This is a genomic window from Pseudomonas sp. PNPG3, assembly GCF_023093815.1.
GTDB lineage: Bacteria > Pseudomonadota > Gammaproteobacteria > Pseudomonadales > Pseudomonadaceae > Aquipseudomonas > Aquipseudomonas asiatica.
The window spans coordinates 1-25,115 of record NZ_JALLKV010000047.1; the positions used below are offsets into that span (position 1 = coordinate 1).

21 protein-coding genes and 1 pseudogene are annotated in these 25,115 nt (G+C 64.0%); 11 read left to right on the forward strand and 11 right to left on the reverse strand.

The genetic code is table 11. From position 1 onward, the window contains the following. Window positions 1-85: 85 nt before the first annotated feature. From MJ643_RS23495 to MJ643_RS23505, 3 genes are all read right to left on the reverse strand, one after another. A complete protein-coding gene (locus tag MJ643_RS23495; protein WP_041505756.1) occupies window positions 86-1,411 on the reverse strand; it encodes an MFS transporter in 1,326 nt (441 codons plus the stop codon). Between the two features lie 72 nt (window positions 1,412-1,483). After that, window positions 1,484-1,963: a histidine kinase gene (locus tag MJ643_RS23500; RefSeq protein WP_208209717.1), complete on the reverse strand. Its 480-nt coding sequence runs from the start codon at window positions 1,961-1,963 to the stop codon at window positions 1,484-1,486. A 168-nt stretch (window positions 1,964-2,131) separates the two neighbouring features. Next, window positions 2,132-2,608 (reverse strand): sigma-70 family RNA polymerase sigma factor, encoded by a 477-nt coding sequence (locus tag MJ643_RS23505; RefSeq protein WP_169775065.1) that lies wholly within the window; start codon window positions 2,606-2,608, stop codon window positions 2,132-2,134. A 234-nt stretch (window positions 2,609-2,842) separates the two neighbouring features. Here MJ643_RS23505 and MJ643_RS23510 point away from each other — a divergent pair, with 234 nt between their 5' ends. The 3 genes from MJ643_RS23510 to MJ643_RS23520 are packed head-to-tail and all read left to right on the forward strand — an operon-like array spanning window position 2,843 to window position 7,387. Beyond that, window positions 2,843-4,015: an efflux RND transporter periplasmic adaptor subunit gene (locus MJ643_RS23510; protein ID WP_208209716.1), complete on the forward strand. Its 1,173-nt coding sequence runs from the start codon at window positions 2,843-2,845 to the stop codon at window positions 4,013-4,015. Then, window positions 4,016-5,980, forward strand: a complete 1,965-nt coding sequence (locus tag MJ643_RS23515; RefSeq protein ID WP_024087419.1) for a MacB family efflux pump subunit — start codon at window positions 4,016-4,018, stop codon at window positions 5,978-5,980. Window positions 5,981-5,983: 3 nt separating this feature from the next. Beyond that, window positions 5,984-7,387: an efflux transporter outer membrane subunit gene (locus tag MJ643_RS23520; RefSeq protein WP_247727011.1), complete on the forward strand. Its 1,404-nt coding sequence runs from the start codon at window positions 5,984-5,986 to the stop codon at window positions 7,385-7,387. A 119-nt stretch (window positions 7,388-7,506) separates the two neighbouring features. On the opposite strand, the gene MJ643_RS23525 is transcribed toward MJ643_RS23520, so the two are convergent. Continuing rightward, on the reverse strand, window positions 7,507-9,117 hold the full coding sequence (locus MJ643_RS23525; RefSeq protein WP_038410008.1) for a hypothetical protein: 1,611 nt from the start codon (window positions 9,115-9,117) through the stop codon (window positions 7,507-7,509). Between the two features lie 344 nt (window positions 9,118-9,461). Here MJ643_RS23525 and MJ643_RS23530 point away from each other — a divergent pair, with 344 nt between their 5' ends. Next, a complete protein-coding gene (locus MJ643_RS23530) occupies window positions 9,462-10,808 on the forward strand; it encodes a dipeptidase (protein WP_208209715.1) in 1,347 nt (448 codons plus the stop codon). A 17-nt stretch (window positions 10,809-10,825) separates the two neighbouring features. Further along, window positions 10,826-12,112 carry an aminotransferase class V-fold PLP-dependent enzyme gene (locus MJ643_RS23535; RefSeq protein WP_208209714.1) on the forward strand — a complete coding sequence of 429 codons (1,287 nt, stop codon included), beginning with the start codon at window positions 10,826-10,828 and terminating at the stop codon, window positions 12,110-12,112. 128 nt (window positions 12,113-12,240) lie between these two features. Here the strand turns inward: MJ643_RS23535 and MJ643_RS23540 are convergent, their stop codons facing one another. Continuing rightward, the gene (locus tag MJ643_RS23540; protein WP_013973465.1) at window positions 12,241-13,209 is read right to left on the reverse strand and encodes an alpha/beta hydrolase; all 969 of its coding nucleotides are present in this window, start codon (window positions 13,207-13,209) and stop codon (window positions 12,241-12,243) included. A 142-nt stretch (window positions 13,210-13,351) separates the two neighbouring features. Here MJ643_RS23540 and MJ643_RS23545 point away from each other — a divergent pair, with 142 nt between their 5' ends. After that, window positions 13,352-14,473 (forward strand): cupin-like domain-containing protein, encoded by a 1,122-nt coding sequence (locus tag MJ643_RS23545; protein ID WP_013973466.1) that lies wholly within the window; start codon window positions 13,352-13,354, stop codon window positions 14,471-14,473. Between the two features lie 40 nt (window positions 14,474-14,513). Here MJ643_RS23545 and MJ643_RS23550 read toward each other — a convergent pair whose 3' ends face one another. The 3 genes from MJ643_RS23550 to MJ643_RS23560 form a co-directional block, all read right to left on the reverse strand. Beyond that, the gene (locus MJ643_RS23550; protein WP_013973467.1) at window positions 14,514-15,905 is read right to left on the reverse strand and encodes an aspartate aminotransferase family protein; all 1,392 of its coding nucleotides are present in this window, start codon (window positions 15,903-15,905) and stop codon (window positions 14,514-14,516) included. A 217-nt stretch (window positions 15,906-16,122) separates the two neighbouring features. Then, entirely contained in the window at window positions 16,123-17,445 is a 1,323-nt protein-coding gene (locus tag MJ643_RS23555) for an ATP-binding protein (RefSeq protein WP_013973468.1), read from the reverse strand. After that, on the reverse strand, window positions 17,442-18,125 hold the full coding sequence (locus MJ643_RS23560) for a response regulator transcription factor (RefSeq protein ID WP_013973469.1): 684 nt from the start codon (window positions 18,123-18,125) through the stop codon (window positions 17,442-17,444). Before MJ643_RS23560 ends, MJ643_RS23555 begins: the two co-directional genes overlap by 4 nt. Window positions 18,126-18,481: 356 nt before the next feature. Here MJ643_RS23560 and MJ643_RS23565 point away from each other — a divergent pair. The 5 genes and pseudogenes from MJ643_RS23565 to MJ643_RS23585 all read left to right on the forward strand — a co-directional run. Further along, window positions 18,482-18,724, forward strand: a pseudogene (locus MJ643_RS23565) (polymorphic toxin type 15 domain-containing protein); the annotation flags it as partial. 15 nt (window positions 18,725-18,739) lie between these two features. Next, a complete protein-coding gene (locus MJ643_RS23570; RefSeq protein WP_013973470.1) occupies window positions 18,740-19,363 on the forward strand; it encodes a GAD-like domain-containing protein in 624 nt (207 codons plus the stop codon). Window positions 19,364-19,712: 349 nt separating this feature from the next. Further along, on the forward strand, window positions 19,713-21,059 hold the full coding sequence (locus MJ643_RS23575; protein WP_247727012.1) for a DUF6861 domain-containing protein: 1,347 nt from the start codon (window positions 19,713-19,715) through the stop codon (window positions 21,057-21,059). Window positions 21,060-21,078: 19 nt separating this feature from the next. Then, window positions 21,079-21,696 (forward strand): GAD-like domain-containing protein, encoded by a 618-nt coding sequence (locus tag MJ643_RS23580; RefSeq protein WP_023661099.1) that lies wholly within the window; start codon window positions 21,079-21,081, stop codon window positions 21,694-21,696. A gap of 24 nt (window positions 21,697-21,720) precedes the next feature. Beyond that, entirely contained in the window at window positions 21,721-22,347 is a 627-nt protein-coding gene (locus tag MJ643_RS23585) for a GAD-like domain-containing protein (RefSeq protein WP_013973473.1), read from the forward strand. Between the two features lie 16 nt (window positions 22,348-22,363). Here the strand turns inward: MJ643_RS23585 and MJ643_RS23590 are convergent, their stop codons facing one another. From MJ643_RS23590 to MJ643_RS23600, 3 genes are read right to left on the reverse strand one after another with little or no spacing between them, the layout of a single operon-like run. Then, window positions 22,364-22,930, reverse strand: a complete 567-nt coding sequence (locus MJ643_RS23590; protein WP_208209740.1) for a nucleotidyltransferase family protein — start codon at window positions 22,928-22,930, stop codon at window positions 22,364-22,366. After that, on the reverse strand, window positions 22,927-23,898 hold the full coding sequence (locus tag MJ643_RS23595; protein ID WP_208209741.1) for an XdhC family protein: 972 nt from the start codon (window positions 23,896-23,898) through the stop codon (window positions 22,927-22,929). Before MJ643_RS23595 ends, MJ643_RS23590 begins: the two co-directional genes overlap by 4 nt. A 3-nt stretch (window positions 23,899-23,901) precedes the next feature. Further along, window positions 23,902-25,113, reverse strand: coding sequence for a cytochrome c (locus tag MJ643_RS23600; protein ID WP_023661102.1), 1,212 nt, complete (start codon window positions 25,111-25,113; stop codon window positions 23,902-23,904). Window positions 25,114-25,115 lie beyond the last annotated feature (2 nt).

Below are 25,115 nucleotides of genomic sequence, written 5' to 3' on the forward strand. Positions count from 1 at the left end.
AGCTGGCTTTGTCCCTCCTCCTCCCTTCAAGTCTAACCATACAAGCTGGCTTGCCAGCGATGAGGCCAGAACAAACAACAGAAAACTATTTTTCACCACACATTACCGGCATCGGCTCTGCCGCGAACGCCAATGGCTCCCGACGCCCGAAGTACAAGGCCGTCAGCAACCCCACCGTGCCCATGACAAGACAAAAGCCGACACACACCCACGGGCTCCACGGCATCAGCGCAATCAGCGCCAGCGGCGTGGTGCTGGCCCAAAGAGCGTAGGCCACGTTATAGGTGAAGGAGATGCCCGACACGCGGATCTCGGCCGGGAACAACCCGACCATCACTGACGGCACCACGCCCACCACGCCGCAGGACAGGCCCGCCAGCGCATAGGCCAGCCAGGTCACGCCCCACTGTCCCACCAGGCTGGCATACAACGCGCCGATGCCCACCGGCAGCAACATGCTGTAGAACATCAGTGCGCGCCAGGCGCCTGCACGGTCGACCAGCAGCCCGGCCAGCACGCAGCCGATGTTGAGGAAGACGATGCCCACGCTGCTAAGGGCAAAAGTGTGCCCGGCACTCATGCCGAAGCGCTGCTGCATCACTGTCGGAGTAATCACCACCAGCACCACCACGGCGGAAGTCAGCACGCAGGTCAGCAGCGCCGCCGGGATCAACGCCCGGCGGTGTTCGCCCAGCACCCGCCGCAGCGGGAAGCTCACCGGCTGCTCCTGGCGCGCGCGCAGGGCAAGGAACACCGGTGTTTCGCTGAGCCAACGACGCAGCCACACGCCGATCACGCCGAATACCCCGCCGAGCAGGAACGGATAGCGCCAGGCGTAGTCGAGGATTTCCTGCGGGGTGAACACTTGCGCCAGCAAGGTCGCGGTCAGTGCCCCCAGCAGATAACCAAAGGTCAAGCCGGCCTGCAGGAAGCCCAGGGCATAACCGCGCCGCCCGGCTGGCGCGTGCTCGGCGACGAAGGTCCAGGCACTCGGCACCTCGCCGCCCACCGCCGCGCCCTGCAAGATACGCAGTGCCAGCAGGATCAGCGGTGCAGCGTAGCCGATGTCGGCGTAGGTCGGCATCACCCCGATCAACAGGCACGGCAGGGCCATCATCAGGATGCTCAGGCTGAAGACCCGCTTGCGTCCCAGGTGGTCGGCGAAGTGCGCCATAAGGATGCCGCCCAGCGGACGCGCCAGGTAGCCGGTGACGAAGATTCCGAAGCTTTGCAGCAGGCGCAGCCACTCGGGCATCTCGGGCGGGAAGAACAACTGGCTTAGGGTCAGCGCAAAGAATACGAAGATGATGAAATCGTAGATCTCCAGCGCGCCGCCCAACGCCGCCAGGCCCAGGGTCCGGTGGTCGCCGCGGCTGAACCGTGGCGGGCGAGCGGTATCGATGGCAGTCATGGCAGGGTCCGCAAATCGGCAAAGGGCAAGAGGATAGCAAATAGCTGCCCCCTTGCCCCGCCCGCTGCGGCTTTAGCGGTTGAACAGGGTGTTGACGAAATTGGCCTTCGGCAGTGGCCGCGCCGTGGCAACCGGCATGGCGCCCGGCAGCGGTAGCCTGCCGACCTGCAGCGGCGAATCGATGATCGCCATGAATGCCTCCAGTGCCTCGTTGTCGGGCACCTGGGGCAGGCTCATGCTGACGGCCTGCCGCTCGGCCTGCGGCACCAACGGCACTTGCAACTGGTTGGAGTGATAAAGCAGGGCATGCTGGATCTGCGTGCTGACGCGACAGAAGCGCGCCAGATCGACCCCGACATGACTGGCCAGCTCGATATTGCCCAAAAGCAGGTGGAAAGGCTGCAAGGCACTCAGCACCAGGCGCTGCAGCTCCTCGAAGCTTTCCACTGGCGCTATCCGGTAGTAGCCCAGGCCGTTGAGCAGCCGCTCCAGTTGCAAGCGCTGGCAGGGGTGTGCATCGGCGATGAGGATGCGCAGGGTCTTTTTGGCCATGGTGGGACCTGGGCAGTTGGGTAACGGTTAGGCTCCATGACCATACTGCGCCAGTAACGGCTGCTGCCTAGGCTACGCCTGGCAGGGGTCTTCTTTGATAGAAGTCGGGAAAGCCGTGGAAATCAAGTGATCGACTGACGGAATTTTCATCTGCCTTCAACCCGGCGATCACGATTCCCACTCGCGCATGCGCACACGACAGTGCTTCATGGCGTTGACGATGTGCTTTTCCACCAGGCTGCGGGAAATACCCAGGTGCTCGGCAATCTGCTGGTGTGACAAGCCTTCGAGCTTGCGCAGCAGAAAGCAGTCGCGGCAGACCTTGCTTAGCTCATCCAGGGCACGCTGCATCAGCGCCAGGCGCTGGTCGAGCTGCATGTCATGGGTTGGCGCCGGGGTGTGCCAGCGCTCGTCGTTGTCCAGCACCTCCAGTGGCTCGGCCTGGCGCACCTGGTGCCGGCGGTGGCGGTCGACAACCAGGTTGAGCGCGGTGCGGTAGAGGAAAGCACGCGGGTGCTCGATGCGCTCTGCGTCGGTGCGCTCCAGCACTCGCAGGTAGGCATCATGCGCCACGTCTTCGGCGGCCTGACGACTGCCCAGGCGCGAAGAAAGAAAACCCACCAGTTCGCGATAGTAATGTTCCACGACGTTACCTGAGATCGTCCTGCCAGCCTATGCCAGAAAGCCCTTTCAGGCAGCAACGCGGGACCGAGTGATGTCAACGTGCGATCTTACAAATTATAATTATTCTCAGCAACAAGGGTATGTCATGGGCTATCTAGCGCCTGTCGCCATACACCTGTCAGCCCCTGCTCAATACTCGCTAAATCCCCTCCTGCCGCTTTCGTCTATCTGGCACCCACTCGGCTGGATGTCTGCATGAGACCTTTAACCAACACCCGTCGCCGGCTCCTGCTCAGCGGCCTGGGCCTGCTCGGCCTGGGCAGCCTGCTGGCCTGGAAGGCCCTGCCCTACGGCGCACAGCCGCTCAGCACGGTTGCCGTGACCCGCGCCGACATCGAAAGCAGCGTTACCGCACTGGGCACCCTGCAACCAAGGCGCTACGTGGACGTCGGTGCCCAGGCATCGGGGCAGATCCACACCCTGCATGTGGAGGTCGGCGACATGGTGCGCAAAGGCCAGCTGCTGGTCGAGATTGACCCTTCTACCCAGCAGGCCCGGCTGGATGCCGGCCGCTACTCGATCGCCAACCTCAAGGCCCAGCTGGCCGAACAACGCGCTCAGTTCCAACTGGCCCGGCAGCAGCTCAAACGCCAACGGGAGCTGGCCGCCGCCGGCGCCACCCGTGACGAGGACGTGCAAACGGCCGCCGCACAGCTGAAAGTCACCCAGGCACGCATCGACATGTTCCAGGCGCAGATCCGCCAGGCCCAGGCCAGCCTGCGCAGCGACGAGGCCGAGCTGGGCTACACGCGCATCTACGCGCCGATGGACGGCACGGTAGTGGCGGTGGATGCCCGTGAGGGGCAAACCCTCAATGCCCAACAGCAAACCCCGTTGATCCTGCGCATCGCCAAGCTCTCGCCGATGACCGTGTGGGCCCAGGTGTCGGAGGCCGACATCGGCAAGGTCACCCCGGGCATGACCGCCTACTTCACCACCCTGGCCGGCGGCAAGCGCCGCTGGACCAGCACCGTGCGGCAAGTGCTGCCGATCCCGCCCAAGCCACTGGAGCAGGCCAGCCAGGGCGGCGGCAGCCCGGCCAGCGTCAGCAATGGCAGTGCCGGAAGCCAGGTGGTGCAGTACAGCGTGCTGCTGGATGTCGACAACCCGGACGGCGCCCTGATGGCCGAGATGACCACGCAGGTGTTCTTTGTCGCCGGCAAAGCCAGCCAGGTGCTGACCGTACCACTGGCCGCGCTGGACGAAGGCGATGGCCTGCGCCTGGCGCATGTGCTGACCCGCGACGGCAAGGTGGAACAGCGCCAGGTGCGCACCGGCCTGAGCGACCGCCTGCGGGTGCAGGTGCTGGACGGCCTGAACGAAGGCGAACGCCTGGTGATAGGCGCCCCTGGCGTCAGCGGAGGTTGAATGAGCACACCCCTGATCGAGCTGGTCGACATCCGTAAATCCTACGGCGGCATCGAAACGCCCAAGGTCGATATCCTTCATGGCATCAGCTTGCGCATCCATCCCGGCGAGTTCGTCGCCATCGTCGGCGCCTCTGGCTCCGGCAAATCGACCTTGATGAATATCCTCGGCTGCCTCGACCGCCCCACTTCCGGCAGCTACCGCTTCGCCGGCAAGGATGTGGCCGAGCTGGGCAGCGACGAACTGGCCTGGCTGCGCCGCGAGGCATTCGGCTTCGTGTTCCAGGGCTACCACCTGATCCCCTCGGGCTCGGCCCAGGAAAACGTCGAAATGCCGGCCATCTATGCCGGCATCGCCGCCAACGAACGCCACGCCCGTGCCAGCGCCCTGCTCGGCCGCCTGGGCCTGGCCAACCGCACTGGCAACCGCCCGCACCAGTTGTCTGGCGGCCAGCAACAACGGGTGTCGATTGCCCGGGCGTTGATGAACGGTGGCCATATCATCCTCGCCGATGAACCCACTGGCGCCCTCGACAGCCACAGCGGCACCGAAGTGATGGCGTTGCTCGACGAGCTGGCCAGCCAGGGCCACGTGATCATCCTGATCACCCATGACCGCAATGTCGCGGCGCGGGCGCAGCGCGTGATCGAAATTCGCGACGGCCTGATCATCAGCGATTCGGCCGCCGAAAAGCCCATGGTCGAAAACAGTCGCGGGCTACAGGCCGACCAGCTGCGCCAGCGCCTGGACCATGGCGCAACCTTGCACGGGGCATGGAAAGGTGAATTGTTCGAAGCCCTGCAGGCGGCCTGGCGGGTGATGTGGGTCAACCGCTTCCGCACCGCCCTGACCCTGCTGGGGATCGTCATCGGCGTGGCCTCGGTGGTGGTGATGCTGGCAGTGGGCGAAGGCAGCAAGCGCCAGGTCATGGCGCAGATGGCAGCCTTCGGCTCGAACATCCTCTACCTGAACGGCAAGCCGGCGAGCCTGGGCGAGCAGGCCGGCACCATCACCCTCGACGATGTCGCTGCCATCGGCCAACTGCCGCAGGTCAAGCACGTGATGCCGGTGATCGGCGAAAAGATGATGGTGCGCCACGGCAACAACAGCCAGCGGTTCTATGTGGGTGGCAACAACACCGGGTTCACCGAGATTTTCAACTGGCCGGCGGTGCAAGGCAGCTTCTACAGCGATGCCGATGAAGCCAACGCTGCCGCGGTGGCGGTGATCGGCCAAAAAGTGCGGGAGAAGATGCTCGACCCTGGGCGCGACCCTTTGGGGCAGTACCTGTTGATCGGCAATGTGCCGTTCCAGGTGGTCGGTATCCTGGCCGGCAAGGGCGCCAGCTCTGGCGACCAGGACAGCGACGGGCGCATCGTGGTGCCCTACTCCGCCGCAGCCATCCGCCTGTTCGGCCAGCGCGACCCGGACTACATCGCCGTTGCCGCCCTGGACTCCACGCGGGTCAACGAAGCCGAAGCGGCCATCGACAAGCTGCTGCGCCAGCGCCACAACGGCCGCCAGGACTTCGAGCTGACCAATGACGCGGCGCTGATCCAGGCCGAAGCGCGCACGCAGAACAGCCTGTCGCTGATGCTGGGGGCGATCGCCGCGATCTCGCTGCTGGTGGGTGGCATCGGCGTGATGAACATCATGTTGATGACCGTGCGCGAGCGCACCCGTGAAATCGGTATCCGCATGGCCACCGGCGCGCGCCAGCGCGACATCCTGCGGCAATTCCTCAGCGAGGCGGTGATGCTGTCGATGGTCGGCGGCCTGGCCGGCATCGTCCTGGCCCTGGCCATCGGTGGCGGCCTGATGCTGGCCGAAGTGGCGGTGGCCTTTGCCCTGCCCGCCATGCTCGGCGCCTTCGCCTGTGCTGTCGTCACCGGCATCGTGTTCGGCTTCATGCCAGCGCGCAAGGCCGCCCGCCTCGACCCGGTCAAAGCCCTTACCAGCGAATAACCCATGACTCTGCCTAGCCGCATCAGCCTGTTGCCCCTGTGCGTATGCCTCGCCGCCTGCAGCACGCCGCAAACACCCGCCAGCGGTATTGCCGCGCCATCTGCCTGGCAAGGCGAGGCCGCATCACCCTCGGCCCAACTGCCAACGACGCAGTGGTGGCAAGCCTTCGCCAGCCGCGAACTCGACCGCCTGGTGCAGCACGCCCTGCACAATGCCCACGACCTGGCTGCTGCCACGGCACGGGTACGCCAGGCCCAGGCCCGCGCAGTCATCGCCGGCGCGCCGCTGCTACCGGAGCTGAAGCTGGGCCTGGATGGTAGCCGCCAACGCCTGCTGCACGGTGACGGCTACGACCAGCTGGATGTCAGCCGCAGCGAACCCACCAGCACCTCGTTCGACATGCAGCTCAGCGCCAGCTACGAAATCGACTTCTGGGTTGGCCTGCGAGCGACCCGTGACAGCGCCCTGCGCAGCCTGGATGCCAGCCGCTTCGACCGCCAGACCGTGGAGCTGACCTTGGTCAGCGCGGTGGCCGACAGTTACCTGCAGGGCCTGGCTTTGCAGGAACAGTTGCGCATTGCCCGCCTCAACCTGCGCAATGCCCAGGACGTGCTGGGCCTGGTCGAGGCACGCCAGCGCAGCGGTTCCGCCACGCGCCTGGAACTGGCCCAGCAGCGCAGCCTGGTGGCCGCGCAGCAACGCCAGCTGCCGTTACTGGAGCAGAAGTGGCAAGACAGCCGGGTCACCCTGGCGACCCTGCTCGGCGACCCGGTGCAGTCGCTGCCCACCAGCCAGGACGCGATCAACACCCTGCAATGGCCCGCCATTGGCAGCGGCGTGCCCAGCGAGCTGCTCACCCGCCGCCCCGACATTGCCGCAGCAGAAGCTCGGCTCGCCGCCGCCAGCGTCAATGTGCAGGTCGCCCGCGCCGCCATGCTGCCCAAGCTCACCCTCGGGGCCAACCTGGGGGCTGGCGCCAATACCTTTGCCCATTTGTTCGACAGCTCCTACTACACCCTCACCAGCGGCCTGGTCGCACCGATCTTCAACAACGGCCGCCTGCGCGCCGCGCATGAACTGGCCGAGGCTGAACAGGCAGAGTTGCTGGAGAACTACCGCAGCAGCATCCTGGCCGGTTTTGCCGATGTCGAGAAGGCGCTCAATGCGATCCAGGGCGTGGACCGCCAGCGGCAGTGGCAGGATGAAGAAGTGGCGCAGGCGCGCCTGGCATTCGACCTGGCGCAGCAGCGTTATGGCGCGGGAGCGGAGACGCTGTTGAGCGTGCTGGAGACCCAGCGCACCTTGTATGCGGCGCAGGACCAGCAGGCCCAACTGCGCCTGGCCCGGTTGCAGGGTAGCGTGGCGTTGTACAAGGCATTGGGGGGTGGTTGGGTGGTCAGCCAGTAGGGTCACCTGTACCGGCCTATCGCCGGCAAGCCAGCTCCCACAGGATCTGCACCGGGTCAAGACATGCGCTGTACCTGTGGGAGCCGGCTTGCCGGCGATAGGGCCGCTACAGGCAGCAGCTAGTTCCGCACCTTCAGGTTGCGCGCATACCACGGCCGCTGCGGTACCTTGGGCCGCAGCTTGTCGAGCAGGTCGTCATCGCTGTAGATGATGCGCAACGCCAGCTTCATGGTCTCGGGGTCCATCTCTACACTGCGCCCGGGCCGCAAACCCGGCACCGTCGAGCAACCATGGGTATCCGGCCCTAGCCACGGGTCGGCCACCTCCACCCAGCGCCCTGGGGCAAACCATGGCACACCATTGACTTCCAGGCGCCGCACCTCGCCCGGGTGCAGCCGCTCATGAGCGTGGAACCAGTCCTCGATGCGGTCGTCGATCCAGCCATGAAAGTGCCAGAACACCGGGTTCACATGGGATGAAAACGGGTCACCGAGAAAATCGTTCTGTTCTGCGAACCAGCGTTCGGCAAAATCATCCGGCGTGCGCGCCGTCGGCACCGGCATGCCGTTGGAGGGGTCGCGCGGCACCGATGCCCAGCGCATGTGCAGCCAGTCGTGCAGGCCCAGCTCCACTTCCGAACCGAACTGGCCCAGGGTCAAGGTGCTCAGGTACTCCGGGTCGGTGTAGCGTGACTCCCAGACCTGAAAGTTGCCATGGAAGGTATCCGGCGTCTTGATGTCGCGCACCCACTGGGTGTATTCCGCATCACCGCTGGCCAGCCAGGTGGGCGGCAGGGCATTGCCGTCATGGTTGTCGAAGTAGCGGGCGAATCCGGCCCGGTCGCGCTCCAGTTCCGGCTGCGGCAACGGGAAGCGCGTCCATGACGGCAAGTCCTGCAAGGCACGGGCCCTGCCAAGCATGTGCCGGTGCATGAAGAAAAAGTCTTCGCCCGAGCCGTTGCGGTCCTTGTGCCGGCCCCGCGCGTCACGCTCGCGATCACGAGGCCCGGGCTGCCAGCCCAGGCCACGCAGGGCGCCCTGCTTGTCCTTGCCCAGTTTGTGCCATTTGTCCCGCGACGAATGCCACAGCTGGTGGAACAGGCGATGCTCCGGGGCGGTCAGCCAGGCCAGCAGTTGCGGGTTCAGCGGGGTACGCTCGCGCGCCTCGGGGAAGGTTCGCTTCAAGGCCAGGAACTGGTTGTCCTCCACGGGCAATGTCAGAGCGCGGTCCAGGCGTGCAATGCGCCCGTTGAGGGTCGCCGGCCCGGCGTTGCCGAACCGGCCCCAGACCTCGTCGAGCACGATATGGCATTCATAGCGGGCACGGGCCGAAAACAGACGCCAGCGCAGGGTGCCCGGTTTGTCTGCCAACAGGTCGCCTACCACGCGGTAGCGCGGCTCTTCCTGCCCCCGCAGGCGCTCGGGGGTATCCAGGTAGCCGCGCAGGGAGCGCCCGCTGGTTGCCACATCCAGGAACAGTTCCAGTTCACCTGTGGGCAGGCCGTCCAACCCCGCATCCTTGCCTTGCAGGGTCCAACGCCAGATCCCGCGCAGGGTATCGCCCAACTGCTGCAGGCGGGTATCGGCCAACTCGACTACGGCCTCGCCAGGGGTTTCCGGGAATTCCTCGGCGGCACGCTGGCGCTGCACATACAGCGCCCCCAGCGCACCGGGCACCACCACACCCGTCAGTGCCACACCGGCGATGAAACCGCGTCGGGAAATCGTCATTGCATACCTGTGCATTCATTGCGGCCATGGAGCACGGCCCGTCCAAGGCTAGAACGTTGCACGGCAGGCGAAATTTAGCGGCTTGCCACCCCCGCCCTGAGGGCAACTCGGTCAATGTAGGAGCGGCCTTGTGTCGCGAAAGGGCCGCAAGGCGGCCCCGGCAATTTTGCAGAGGTGCGAAGATCCTGGGGCGCTGCGCACCCCTGTCGCGACACAAGGCCGCTCCTACAGGGCCCTGCGCCAGCGACCTAATAGCGGCTAAATTTCCCGGGTGCGAGCTCGTTCACTGCAGGTAGCGGCGACCTCTGTGCCCATCCCTCGACGGTGAACCTACTGAGACCAAGATGACGACTCCACGCTGGAAGAAAGCCCTGTTTATCAGCCTGTCCGCGGCGGTTGCCGCTGGTGCCGGGTTTGCCGCCTGGCACTACTTCGCCACACCCGCTGGCTATTCCAGGGAGGTGACCCGCCAGGCCAACGACCTGCAGGAACGCATCATCTCGTTCGACAGCCACGTCACCCTGCCGCTGACCTTCGGCACCGAAGGCAGTGAGGCCGACAAGGATGGCGATGGCCGCTTCGACCTGGCAAAGGCCGCACGCGGGCGTTTGTCCGGCGCGGCCCTGACCATCTTCGCCTGGCCAGAGTCCTGGACCGGAGACGGCGGCCCGCACCGCCCGACCCCAGGTTTCGTCGAAGCCGCCCGCCACACCCAGGAGGTGCGCTACAACGCCATCACCGCCATGGTCCGCGACTTCCCGCAGCAGGTGGGTATTGCCTATACCCCGCAAGACATGCGGCGCCTGCACGGCGAAGGCAAGCTCGCGGTGTTCCTCAGCATGCTCAACGCCTATGCGCTGGGCGATGACATCGACCAGCTCGACCGCTGGGCCGCGCGCGGCGTGCGCATGTTCGGCTTCAGCTATGTGGGCAACAACAGCTGGGCCGACTCCTCGCGTCCGCTGCCGTTCTTCAATGACACCGCCGATGCCCTGGACGGCCTGTCGCCGGTCGGCAAGCGCGCCGTGCAGCGGCTGAACGACCTGGGTGTGATCATCGATGTGTCGCAAATGTCCAGCAAGGCGCTGGCCCAGGCCGTTGCCCTCAGCCGCGCGCCGGTGGTGGCCTCGCACTCGGTGCCACGGGCGATGGTCGACATCAGGCGCAACCTCTCCGACAAGGAGCTGCAGCTGATCAAGGACAGCGGCGGCGTGGTCCAGCTGGTGGCTTTCTCCACCTACCTCAAGCCCTTGAGCAGCAAGACCCAGGACAAACTCAACGCCCTGCGCGCCCACTACGACCTGCCACCACTGGCCAACCTCGACTACGCACTGATGCCAGGTGACCCGGTGATTGCCGGCTGGCCCGAGCAGAAGGTCGGCCAATATGCCAACGCGCTGTACGGCATTCTAGAGGAGGAACCGCCGGCCACGCTCAAGGACTATGGCGACGCCATCGATTACACCGTGCGCAAGATCGGCATCGATCATGTCGGCCTGAGCTCGGACTTCAACGAAGGCGGTGGCATCGACGGTTGGCAGAACGCCAGTGAAGCACGCAACGTCACCGCCGAACTGATCAGCCGCGGCTACTCCGAAGCGGATATCGCCAAGCTCTGGGGCGGCAACTTCCTGCGGGTGTGGGAGCAGGTGCAGCGCGCCGCTCAACCTGTCGCCACCTCATCCCCCTGACCCTTGCGAGCCATTTGATGAACGATCGTCGCACCTTTCTCAAGCAGGCCGGCCTGCTTGCGGCCGCCCTGCCCCTCACAGGCCCACTGCTGCCTGCCGCCCAAGCGGCGGCTGCGCAGCCTGCAACCGCCAGCGACTGGGCCGGGTTTCGCAACCTGTTCGAGCTGGACCCGGCGTACGCGCACTTTGCCAACTTCCTGATCACCTCGCACCCAAGGCCCGTGCGCGAAGCCATCGAGGCGCTGCGCGCCCGCTTCGACCGCCACCCGGCCCGCATGGTCGACTGGGACAGCCAATCGGAGTGGAAGCACGAGGCCGCCGTGCGTGAATGGGCAGCCCGCTACCTCGAAGTGACGCCCCGGCAAATTGCCCTGACCGGCAGCACCACCGAAGGCCTGGGGCTGATCTATGGCGGGCTGAAGATTGCCCCGGGGCAGGAAATTCTCACCACCGTGCACGAGCATTCGGCCGCCCGCCATACCATGGGCTTTCGCACCACGCGCGATGGCACACCGGTGCACCGGTTGCGCCTGTTCGACGACCCCGCCAAGATCAACAGTGATCAGGTACTGACCACCATCGCCGCGGCCATTGGGCCGAAAACCCGGGTACTGGGCATGACCTGGGTGCACTCGGGCAGTGGCGTGAAACTGCCCGTCGGCGAGATCGGCGCACTGGTGCGCGAGGTCAATCGCCAGCGTGACGAGCAGCACCAGATCATCTACGTGATCGACGGTGTGCACGGCTTCGGCGTCGAAGACATGCGCTTTGCCGATCTCAACTGCGACTACTTCATCGCCGGCACGCACAAGTGGATGTTCGGGCCGCGGGGTACCGGGATCATCTGCGCGGCGTCCACCGAACTGAAGCAGCTGAACCCGACCATTGCCACGTTTTCCGAGAACGAGGACTTTGCCACGGTGATGACGCCCGGGGGTTACCACGCGTTCGAGCACCGCTGGGCATTGGGCAAGGCGTTCGAGTTGCACCTGCAGCTGGGCAAGGCGGCGGTGCAGGCACGGATTCATGGGCTCAATGACTATCTCAGGCAGCGGCTAGAGGCGCTGCCGGGGGTCGAACTGGTGACACCGCGCAGCACGCAGTATTCGGCGGGGTTCACCTTCTTCCGGGTCACGGGGCAGGATGCTGACGAGGTGGCCCGGTATCTCAACAGCCAGCGCATCGTGGTCGATGCGGTGTCTCGGGATGTCGGGCCGGTGGTGCGGACGGCGCCTGGGCTGTTGAATACCGAGGCAGAGATCGAGCGATTGGTCGATGTGTTGAAGAAGCACCTTCGCGGGTGAGGCCGGGGGGCCGCTTTGCGGCCCATCGCGACACAAGGCCGCTCCCACATGGTTCGGTGGGCGCTGTGCTTTGGTGGGAGCGGCCTTGTGTCGCGAAAGGGGCGCAACGCGCCCCCGGCGAGCTCAAGTCAGGACTGGCCACCGACCCGCTTCAACCACGCCCCGACATCCCGGTAAATCCCCTCCACCTGCCCCACGATCCCCGACATGCGCAAGAAGTCATGGGTCAACCCCTCCACCCGGGCAAAGGTCACCGCCGTCCCACCCGCCACCAGCCAGTCACGATAAGCCATGCCCTCATCATGCAACGGGTCATATTCGGCCACGAACAGGTAAGCTGGTGCCAACGGCTGGCGCAGCGTCGACAGCAACGGCGATACCCGCCAGTCAAGGCGCTGCTCGCGCTGCGGCGCATAGTGCTGGTAGAACCACTCCAGGGTAGGCGTCTCCAGCAGGTAACCCTCGGCATGCTCGCGATGGGACTCACGCCAGCAGGAGATATCGGTCACCGGGTAGAACAGCAACTGTGCCAGCGGCTTGAACGCCAGCGCCTCGGGCTGCTCCACTGCCGTAATGGCCAGCACCGCCGCCAGGCTGGCGCCCACGCTGTCCCCTGCCAGCACCACCCGGCGGTTGTCCAGGCCCAGCGAGGCCGCCTGCTCAGCCAGCCAGTTGGCGGCGTCCAGTACATCGTGCAGGGCCTTCGGGAACTGCTGCTCCGGCGCCAGCCGGTAGTCCGCCGCCAGCACCGCGAACTCGCCCAGGGCCGCCAGGCGACGGCACACCGAGTCATGCGAATCGAGGCTGCCGACCACATAGCCGCCGCCATGCAGGTACAGGATCACTGGCTGCAAAGCAGCTCCAGCATTGCCCTGGCGGTACAGACGAGCAGCCAGACGGGCACCGTCGCGCGCGGTAATCTGCAACTCGCTGGCCGTGACGTTGCCGGGCGGGCTCGGGTCGAGTACCTGCGAGCTGCCTTCGAACTCGGCACGGGCCTGGGTCACGTCCATCGCGTGCATGGGCAGGCTCCTGCCCGTCAGCCGGCCAAATTCGACCAGTTCCAGAAATGCCGCCAGATCAGGGTGCAGTGCCATGTGGGTTCCTTGGGTGAACAATGTGACTCGAGCCTCCCTACGGGACGTAGCAGCACGCCGAAAAATTACCCGCCCACACGGCTAAATCGTTGGTGCAGGCACTCGTTATCCCTGCACAACGAAAGACCGCCAGAGGCATACCGTGGACCTTCAGAGCATCCTCAGCAAACTGTTCGCCAACGCCCATGCCGTGGGCATCGAAGGCGTTTTCCAGTTCGTCTTCGGCCAGGACCGGGCCTTCTGGTCGGAGGTGCGTGACAGCAGCCGCACCGGTGCCGGCCGGCACAGCGCCCCGGACGTCACCATCGAGGTGGCCGAGCGTGACTTCCTCGGCATCATGGGCGGCACCGCCAACGTCGAAGAACTGTTCGCCAGCGCCCGCCTGAAGATCAGCGGCAACATGGGTTTGGCCACCCTGCTGCCGCAGATCATCAGCAACGCCCGGCGCGGCGCGCCGGCGACCAAGGTATCGATGAACCAACGCTACCCGACACCGGCACGCCTCAGCGAACGGGTGTCGGCCGCGCAACCGGTGCAGCGCGAGGTGGCACGCGTTGCCCGCGCCGACATGCCGCTGGCGCGCTTCCAGGGCGAATACCTGGCGCACGGCACGCCGGTGGTCATCAGCGATGCCCTGCAGGACTGGCCGCTGTTCACCATGGGCCGCGAAGCTTCGCTGGAGCATTTTGCCGAACTGCAGGGCATCACCCGGCACGGCGACTACGTGAAGAAGACCTTCTCCACCGACCGCGACTTCCGTTCCACTTCCATGGCCGACTTCATCGCCTCGCTGGACACCCCTGCCAAACCCGGCGAAACCCCGGCCTACATGGGCAACAACATCGTGCCGGAAAAGCTGCTGAGGCTGATTCGCTACCCGCATTACTTCGCCCGCGAGAAGTTCATTGCGCCGCGCATCTGGATCGGTCCCAAGGGCACACTGACGCCATTGCACCGCGACGACACCGACAACCTGTTCGCACAGGTATGGGGGCAAAAGTCGTTCATCCTTGCCGCGCCGCACCATCGCCCGGCCCTGGGTACCTGGTCGACCAGCCCCAAGGGCGGCCTGGACGGCTGCGACTTCAACCCCGACGCCCCGGACTACCAGCGCTTCCCGGCGGCGCGCGAGGTGCCGTTCCTGCGCGTGGTGCTGCAGGCCGGTGACCTGTTGTTCCTGCCCGAAGGGTGGTTCCACCAGGTGGAGTCTATGACCACCTCGCTGTCGGTGAACTTCTGGGTGAATTCCGGGCGCGGCTGGTAGCCGGGATTGCCAGGGGCCGCTGCGCGGCCCCGGCAATCGATCAGACCGCCGCGATCAACGCCTCGGCAAAGCGCTGCGCGACCTCGTCGATCTGCTCGCCACTGATGATCAACGGCGGCAGGAAGCGCACCACTGCCCCATGCCGCCCACCGAGTTCCAGGATCAGCCCGCGCTTGAGGCACTCGCGCTGCACCTTCGCCGCCAACTCACGGTTGGCCGCCGGATGCCCAAGCGCATCCCTGTGGCCTTGCGGATCCACCAGTTCCACCCCAAGCATCAGGCCACGCCCGCGAATATCACCCAACTGCGGATAATCTCGCTGCAACTGCTGCAGGTGCTGGCGCAGGCGCTGGCCCATGGCCTCGGCATGCTCTGCCAGGCGATGCTCGACCAGGTAATCGATCACCGCCGAACCCGCCGCCATGGCCATCTGGTTACCACGGAAAGTGCCGGCGTGGGCGCCCGGCTTCCAGGTGTCCAGCCAGTCGCGATACACCACCACCGCCAGCGGCAGGCTGCCGCCAATGGCCTTGGACAAGGTGACCACATCCGGGATGATGCCGGCATGCTCGAAGGCGAACATGCGCCCGGTACGGGCGAAACCGCTCTGGATCTCATCGACGATCAACGCCACGCCGGCCTGCTCGGTGATACGGCGTACCCCCTGGAGCCACTCGATTTCGGCCGGGATCACCCCTCCCTCGCCCTGCACCACCTCGAGGATCACCGCCGCTGGCAGCGGCACGCCGCTTTCCGGGTCGAGCAGCAGGGTTTCCAGGTAATGCAGGTTGGCCCTGACCCCGGCTTCGCCGCCCAAGCCGAACGGGCAACGGTAGTCGTAGGGGTACGGCATGAACTGCACACCGTTGCCCAGCAAGGCCCCCAACGGCTGCTTCGGCCCATGGCTGCCCATCAGGCTCAGCGCCCCCTGGCTCATGCCATGGTAGGCGCCCTGGAAGGCCAGCACGGTGCTGCGGCCGGTGGCAGTGCGCACCAGCTTCAGCGCTGCTTCCACCGCATCGGTACCGGTCGGGCCGCAGAACTGGACCTTGGCTTCACGGCGTAACGCCTCGGGCAGCACACCGAACAGGTCCTGGACGAAGCGGTCCTTGACCGGCGTGGTCAGGTCCAAGGTGTGCAGTGGCAGTTCATCGGCCAGTACCCGCTGGATCGCCTCGACCACCACCGGGTGGTTGTGGCCCAGCGCCAGCGTGCCGGCGCCGGCCAGGCAGTCGATGAACTGGCGGCCTTCGACATCCTCCACATGGATGCCACGGGCGCGCTTGAGTGCCAGCGGGATGCGCCGCGGGTAGCTGCGGGCGTTGGACTCCTGTTGTTGCTGACGTTGCAGCAAAGGCGAATCGGTGAACTCGTACAAGCCACGCGGCGCGCTGGCCGACGGGACCTGGGCAAGGCAGGAAGCGGTGGACATGGGTGAATCCTCGCAAGCAAGCGAAAGTGCGGGTGTTCGTCGCTTGAAAAACGCTTGAGTGCGGGGAGGATTTAGCGGTTGCTGTGGGATTTTTGAAAGCAGGCCCGGCCTCTTCGCGGGTAAACCCGCTCCCACAGGATTGGCACAGATCTCAGGGTTGATGCAGTACCTGTGGGAGCGGGTTTACCCGCGAAGAGGCCGGCACAGGCAATAAAAATCAATGCCCCGAGCGCGCCGGCACTTGCAACAACACCCGCAACCCATCACTGCGGCTGTCGAACTTCAGGCTACCGGCACAACGCTGCACGATCGCCTGCACGATCGCCAGCCCCAGCCCGCATCCACCACTCTGCCCGTTACGCCAGAAGCGCTCGGTCAGGTGCTCAAGGTCCGCCTCGGCAATCCCCGGCCCATGGTCCCGCACCATGAAGCCCACCTGGCCGTCAGCCATCTGCACCTCAAGCTCCACCGCCTCGTCGCCGCCATGGCGCAAGGCGTTGTCCAGCAGGTTGCGCAGCGCCGCCACCGCCAACGGCGCAGGCATACCCAGGTAGATCTGCGTAGCGGCTTCAGGCAAGCGCAGCACGATGCGCCGGTTGTCACCGCCGCCGGCATCCTGCACCGCCTGCCGGGCCACCTGCTCGGCGCTGCACTGTATGCCATCCTCGAACGACAGGCTGCCCTCTACCCGCGCTAGCATCAGCAACTGCTCCAGCGTGCGGTGCATGCGGTCGGCGCCCTGCTCGGCATGCTCCAGCGCCTGCTCGCGCACGGCGCCATCGGTCATCCGTGCTACCTGCAGGTGGGTCTTGATCGCCGTCAGCGGGCTGCGCAGTTCATGCGCGGCATCGTCGGTCAGGCGCCGCTCACGCTCGATGGTCTGGGCAATGCGCAGGAACAGCTGGTTCTGAGTTTCCAGCAACGGTTGCAGTTCGCCGGGCATGCCCGCCACCTGCAGCGGCTCGACGCTGTCCGCGCGCCGGCGGCGCAGGGCATCGCGCATGCGGTTGAGCGGCTCCAGGCCCTTGCCCAGGCCGATCCACAACAACCCCAGGCTGCCAAGCAGGGCCATCAGCACCGGCGCCGAGGCCGCCAGCAGGATCGACTGGTTCAGTGCCTCTCGCTCCATGTGCCGGTCGGCGGTAGTAATGCGCACATCGCCATGGTTATAGGTAAAGGTGCGCCACAGGGCATCGTCGATGGTCTGGTCTCGGAAACCACTGCGTTCATCGTCCATGACGCCATCGTGCTTGTGGTTGCTGGCGAGAATCTCGCCACGCAGTGAGCTGACCTGGCAAGCCATGCCGTCCGGCACGCTGAACTGGTCGGCGGAAAAGTGCGCCTCCCCACCCTTGGCAGTCAGCGGCTGCGGCAGCTGGTCTATCAGCCCGGCAACCATGCGCGCCGAAGCCACCAGGCGCTGGTCGAGGGAGAACATCATCTGCTGGCGCAGGTCGCGCAGCATCCACGCGGCGGCCAGCGCCCAGATGATCACGAAGGCGCTGCCCAGGATCAGGCTCAGGCGTACCCGCAGGCTCATGATGCCGCCTCCTCCGGTGCTTGCGCCGGGCCCAGCCGGTAGCCCAGGCCGCGCACGGTCTCGACGATGCCGTTGCCCAGCTTGCGCCGCAGATGATGGATATGCACGTTCAGGGCATTGCTCTCGACTTCGTCGCTGAAGCCGTACACGCAGTCTTTGAGCTGCTCGCTGGACAGCACCCGCCCGGGGTTCTGCAGCAGCGCCTGGAGCAATGCCTGTTCACGCCGGGACAGGTCGACCGGCTGGCCGGCCAGGGTTGCCTCGCAGCTGCTCGGGTCGTAGCGCAGCGGGCCGTGTTCGATCACATTCACCGCCCGCCCGGCTACGCGCCGCAGCAGGGTGTGCAGGCGAGCAGCCAGCTCGCGCAGGTCGAACGGTTTGAGCAGGTAGTCGTCGGCGCCGGCCTGCAGGCCATCGACCCGGTCGGTAACCGCATCACGGGCAGTGAGCACCAGCACTGGCAGCGTCTCGCCTTTCTCGCGCAGGCGGCGCAACAGCTTCAGGCCGTCTTCGTCGGGCAGGCCAAGGTCGAGGATCATCACGTCGAACTGCGCGGCCTGCAGCATCGCCCGTGCATCGGCGGCGTTGCCCACACGGTCCACGGTCAGGCCCTGGGCGGTAAGGCCGGCGCAGATGCCGGCGGCGATCAGGTCGTCGTCCTCGCAGAGCAGAACGTGCATGGTGGGGCTCCCGGAATGGTGTAGCTGGCATTGCACCTTGGGCGGATTAAGGGGGGATTATGGACCTTTTGTGGGGGATTGGGGATGTGTGGCGCCTGCGGCAACGAGCACCGCGCAACTGCCACACGCTCCCGGGAGCGACAAACATTTGAAGCCCCACCCAAGGCCCACCCCGACAGCCTAACTCCGCCGAACACGCCGGAAACGAAGTCGCATTTTCCTACAACTGGCTCAGAAAACTCCGATCCGAATCCATGATGGGATTTCCCCCTGCACACGCTGTCAGGGAGACACCTCATGTACCTGGATTACCTCGTGCCCTCCTGGCACGAGATCGAGTCACGTGTCATCCAGTCGAAGCACAAAAAGTAGCCATAGAAAAAACCAAAAATCACATGCTGGTAACAGCCGCACTGCACAACCCAGACCTTGTAGCAGGAGGCAGAGACGCGATATCAGACTTTGGAGATCGCCAAGTCAACTCAATAATTGGCCCACAATGGAAAACAAAGATACCGAATTTAAAAAAGGCCGCCGAAACAGTGCCACCGAACCTTAGAAACTCAACACGCATGAATGTAAAATTACACAAATGCTAAGACAAGGAAATTCAAGTGGATAAAATTTTTGCCAGATTCATTGAAAATTTCGGCCCACCAATCGACCGCCGGGAAGTACCTCCATCAACAATCGATCGATATAGAGACAAGCTTCCTCCCAAGCTTCTGGAATACTGGTCCGAACATGGATGGTCGGGTTATGGCGAAGGTATATTCTGGCTGGTCAACCCACAAGAATATGACGCTGTGGTTTCCTACTGGATTGCAGGCACGACACTTGGCTCGCACGACAACTATCACTTGATTGCACGGAGCGCGTTCGGCGACCTGTACCTATGGGGCGAAAAATCTGGCTTTTCATTAAAAATCACGAGCATTAGTTCTCGATACGTCTTTCATAAGACCGACTTTACAACAGAACAGCTCAACACTGAACTCCAAGGCTTCATCCTATCAAGAAAAGTCGACTCAAATGATTTCAACGACCTTTTCAATCCCGCCAGAGAAAAGCTTGGCAGACTTAAACATGACGAGATGTACGGCTTTTTCCCCGCACTCTTGCTGGGTGGCTCTGACTCCCTGCAGCACCTTCAAAAGGTCAGCGCCATTGAGCACTTGGTCTTTCTCGCGCAACTGACAGACCTGCAATCTTACCCCTTCTCCAAGCAACCAGATTGATGCTGCAGCCATTCACTTATCCTTTCTCAACGAACAATGAAGTAGCGCCATCACGGACCAAGCGCCGCCAGGCGCTTGGCACCTATACATGATGGGCACGGTCAAGGCTTAAGTGGCCGCTCTGTGGCTTGTTGCTTTCGGCGGCAAGCACCGAGGCGAGTCCATGTCGCGACTATTCAGTCATCACCCTACCCCATTGACGCTGACCCACCTCTTCGCCGCCATGTTCACCTGAGCTTCGCCGAACCTGCCGGAAACGAAGTCGCATTTTCCTACAACTGACTCAGAAACTTCCGATCCGAATCCATGATGGGATTTCCCCCTGCACACGCTGTCAGGGAGACACCTCATGTACCTGGATTACCTCGTGCCCTCCTGGCACGAGATCGAGTCACGTGTCATCGCCATGGTGGGCTACCAAAGCGGTGGCCAGTTCCGCACCAGCCTCAATGAAGAAGTCGCCTCGCTAGGCCTCAACCTGCGCCGGATCGAAGCCGTCCGCACAGCCTTCTACCACGCCGAATGGCAGGCGGCGCACATGCTGCGCCAGCGCTTCGCCGACCTCGACATCAACAGCATCGTCGACGAACTGCTGATGGTCGTGCGGCAGATGGCGATGATCGTCGCCGGCAGCACCATTACCGGTGGCCTGCTTGGCGCGGGGGTTGGCACATTCGCCGGCGGCGCCGGAACCATTCCGTTCGCCGGCGCGGGCGCGGCTGTGGGCCTCAAGGTCAGTGGCTGGATCCTCGGCGCGCTGGGGCTGGCCTCCATCGCCGAGTTCTTCATCGAGGGCTTGCCGCGTATCGGCGAGTACTACGTCGACGGCATTCGCTTCGCCTGGGAAGGCACCTGCGGCAATGAAGGCACGGGCCCGTTCTGCCGGGACGACCCCTATGCGATATCCCGGGCCACGCATCAGATTGCCCAAGGCCATGTGGAAGTCGTGCTGCTGTTGTTGGGGGCGATCGTGTCGTACCTCACCCGCGGCCGCGGCGATGCCCGGGTGCTGGCCCAGGAAATGGCGGCCAGCCGCAAAGGTGCGCGGCTGGGGCAATGGATGCTCAAGCATGAAGAGGGCTTGAAGAAACGGCCAGACCTGCAGGTGCCGGAGCGACGCAAGGGGGCGGTGGGTGAGCCGCAACCGATGCAGCCTGATCGGCCGGCTGAGAAAGACAAGGAGCCCTCGACAGGGAAGCCCGGTAGCATGCCGTTGCATACCGTGGCGTGCTTCAAGGCCGACAAATTGCCACCCGCCAAGCATGGCGAGTTTGAACGGCAGTTGAAGGGGCAGCAGGATGGGTTGAATCGGCTGACGGTTGAGGAGTTTTTGGAAAATGTGGCCAACCCCGTCAAACGCGATCCCAAGCTTGCCAAAAAGGCACGAAAAGACTTGTACACAAACATAAGAGATAGGATTCACGAGGATCTATCCAAAACGATGGGTCCGCGTGAAGCAAGAAAACTTTCAGAAATGCAAGCCAAAGAGACAATGTCAACGCTTGCAGCCTTGCATAACCCGGACCTCAGTGCTGGTGGACGGGACGCTATCGCTGATTTTGGAGATAGACAGGTCAACTCGAGCATTGGCCCTCAGTGGAAAAACAGGATAGGCGGACTCAGGCGGGCCGCCGAAGAGATGGCTGGTACAGGTGGTGGCTCCGGCCTTTTAAATGTGAAACTGCACAAGTGCTGAAATATCTGGAGGTTATCATATGGACGAAGCATTTTCCGTATTTATTGAGGAAGTCGGTGAACCTATGCATAGACAGGAGGTGCCTGCATCGACCATTGACCGTTATCGAGGAAAGCTACCGGATAAACTTCTACAGTACTGGATTGAGCATGGATGGTGTGGGTACGGTGACGGCATGTTTTGGACCGTAAACCCACAAGAGTATGATGGCGTGGTTGCATCTGTACTTGAGAGTGCAAACCTAGAGAAGTACGACAGATTTCACCTCATAGCCCGCGGAGCCTTTGGTGATCTTTATTTGTTTGGCGAAGAAACGGGATTCTCACTAAAAATTGCAACGCATATTGGCCGTTATGTTGGGAGAACACATGAATTGACAGCAATTGACATGGACAGGCAAGTGCAAAATTTTTTCGCCTGCAGAGATTTGGATTCGAATGATTTTGATGAAATGTTTGAGCCTGCCAAGAAGAACCTCGGCATACTAGGGCCGGATGAGATGTACGGTTTTGTTCCAGCATTGGTGTTTGGCGGCCCAATTCGTTTCGAAAATCTTGAGAAGCTGAAAGCAATTGAACATCTTGTACTGCTTTCTCAGCTTTGCAGCATCGAGCCCTATAGCTTTTCCGACTTCTAAACACTTAAAAAAGGACTTAATCAAATGGACGTCATATTCAGCATCTTCCTCGAAACCTTCGGCGACCCCGTCGGCCACCAACCAGTACCGCCCTCTGCCCTCGATCATTACCAAGGCAAACTCCCCAACCGTCTCCTGGGATACTGGCAAGAGCACGGCTGGTGCGGCTACGGTGGTGGCCTGTTCTGGCTGGTAAACCCTCAGGATTACGAAGACGTAGTAGCGTATTGGCTGTCAGGCACGCACTTCGAAGCACGCGACACTTATCACCTCATCGCCCGTAGCGCTTTTGGCGACCTGTACCTGTGGGGTGAGAACACCGGCTCGGTGCTGACCATTGCGGCGTACCATTCCCGTTACCTCGATGGCGCCCACAGCTCAGGCGACGAAGAGCGGGACAACAAGGTCCACGGCCTGCTCATGTGGCTGATGACCGAATGCATCTATTTCGACGACCTGTTCGAACCCGCCAGGGAACGGCTCGGCATGTTGGCCGCAGACGAAATGTATGGCTTTGTTCCTGCCTTGATGCTGGGAGGGTCAGACAGCCTCGAGCGGCTTGAAAAGCTCAAAGCGGTCGAGCATCTGGTACTGCTCGCCCAACTGAGCGAGCTTCAACCCTATGAGCTGGCTGACGAAGAAGATGAATAGGCCCTGACAAGTGCGTTCACCGGTGCACCGCATCAGGCTTGTCGACATCCAGCAACACACCGGTATCCGGTACTTCTACCCTGACAAAACTCGCCGGGTTGGCCTTGACCACCGAACGCGCCCCTTCATCGCCTGTCAGGCGCGCAAGCGCCGGCCAGAAATCGCGCCCGAACAGCACAGGGTGCCCTTGCTGCCCTTCATGGCAAGGCAACACGATGGTCGACGCGCTGGCCCTGGAAGCCAGCCGGGCAAGGGTTGCCTGCTCCAGCCAGGGCATGTCACCCAACAGAATCGCTACTGCCTGCGCCTCGCTGTCAGCCAGCGAGGCGGCGCCGGCCGCCAGGCTATGGCCCATGCCCAACGCAAAGTCCGGGCTGGAGATGACCCGGCACCCCGCAGGCAGCCCCAGATCCACGCCCCGCTCCCCCTCGCGCAACACCACCCGCACATCATCGAACACTGCACAGGCCCGCTCCACGCTGTGCACCAGCAAGCTGCGACCATCAACCAACAGCGCCCGACGCTTGTCAGCTCCGAAACGCACGCTGCTGCCAGCAGCCAATATCAGTGCAACCACGCTCACAGCGCCACCCGCTCGATACCATTGCGCACGCGAAGGATATCGGCCAGCACCGCCAAAGCGATCTCGGCCGGGGTCTTGCTGCCCAGGTTGAGGCCGATCGGGGCGTGGATGCGGCCCAGTTCGACCTCGGCCAGGCCACCGATCCGCCGCAGGCGTTCGCGGCGCTTGTCGGAGGTGGCCCGGGAGCCCATCACACCGATATAGAACGCCTCGGTGCGCACCGCTTCGAGCATGGCCAGGTCATCGATCTTCGGGTCGTGGGTCAGCGCCACCACCGCGGTGTCGGCATGGCAACCGCCATGGGCGATGAACTCCGATGGCAGCTCGCGGCGCACCTCGATGCCATCCAGCCGCACGCCGTCGAGCACTTCGTCACGCGGCTCGCAGAGGATGACTTCGAAGCCCATGCCCTTGCCGAACTCGGCACAGAAATGCGCGACGCTGGAGTACCCGGCCAGCAGCAGACGCTGGGCGGCCCCCACACGCAAGCGTACACAGGCACTTTCACGCTGCACACGCGGCCCCTGGCTGTGGTCATCGGCAAGCAGGCGCCTGCCCTCGGGCAGGCTCACTTCACGCAGCACGCGGCGCTGGCCCTGCAATGCGCTTTCCAGCTCCCGCAGGTGCGCCTGTACCTCGCATTCGGCCGGCAGGTTCTCCACCAGCACTTCCAGCACGCCGCCACACGGCAGGCGGATGCTCGAACGCGAGTCGCTGCCATCGCCATAACGCACGATGGCCACCGGCTCGGGAAACTCCCCCCGGCCCACGCGCTCGAGAAAGTCGTCCTCGACGCAACCACCGGACAGCGAACCCAGCCACTGCCCGCTGGTGTTCACCGCCAGCAGCGAACCCGGCGCACGGGGCGCCGAGCCGTAGGTGGCGAGCACCGTGCACAACCACACCCGCTGGCCGCCGCACGACCACTGCAACGCCTGGCGGACCACCTGTAGATCGAGATGCTGCACCCTTTACTCCGCCTTCAGCTCGGCGAGCTGCTGTACGCTCAGGTCACCGGGCAATCCACCCCAGGCCTGGCGCAGGTAGTTGACCATATCCGCCACCTGCTGGTCATCGAGCTTGTCGGCAAAGCCCGGCATCGGCTGCATGCGCTCGAAGCCGGTGAACTGCTGTTCACGGATGCCTTCGAGGATCACCTTGACCAGGTTGCGCGAGTCGGCCTGGCGTAGCACCGTGTTGCCGCGCATGGCCACGGCGATGTGCGGCTTGCCCTCGCCGTCCACCCCATGGCAGCCGGCGCAGACATTCAGGTATTGCTGGCGGCCGCGCCTGGCGCTTTCGCTCATCTGCTCCAGCGCCACCGCCTGGATGGCCTTGGCCGGCGGTGGCTGGTCGCCCAGCAGGTAGGTGGCCATGGCCGCCAGGTCGGCATCCTCCAGGTGCTGGGTGCTGTGGTGCACCACCGGGAACATTTCGTTGAACATGCTGCCCTGGGCACTGATGCCGTGCTTGAGGAAGGTGGTCAGGTCCGGCTGGGTCCAGCCGCGCTCGGCCAGATCCTGGGCCAGCAGGCTCGGGGCCAGGTAGCCACCCAGCAGGCCGCCGCTCAGGCGCTGGTCTTGCTGCAACGCACCGATCGGGTTGCGCGGGGTATGGCACTCGCCGCAATGGCCCATGACTTCGACCATGTACTGCCCACGCTGCCAGGCCGGGCTTTTGCCCTCGGTCGGCTGCAACTGCACGCTTTTACCGTACAGCATGTTCCAGCCGCTCAGCCCCTGGCGAACGTTGAACGGAAAGCGCAACGCAGTCTGCGGTGCCGGGCGGTTGATTGGCGGCACGGTCATCAGGTAGGCGAGGATCGCGTCCGAATCTTCGCGCTTGATCAGGTGGTACGAGGTGTACGGCATCGCCGGGTAGAGGTTGGCGCCGTCCTTGCGCTTGCCCTCGGTTACCGCGGCGAAGAATTCGTCGGCGCTATAGTTGCCGATGCCGTACTGCTTGTCCGGGGTGATGTTGCTGCCGTAAATGGTGCCGAACGGCGAATGGATCGGCAGGCCGCCGGCGTACGGCGCGCCGCCTTCGGCGGTGTGGCAGGCCATGCAGTCAGCCGCGCGGGCCAGGTATTCACCGCGCTTGACCTGCGCCTGGTCGGCTGCCTGGGCAAGCGAGGTAAAGGCAAGGCCGAGAGCCAGCGCCAGTGCGCTACGAACAAGACCCATGC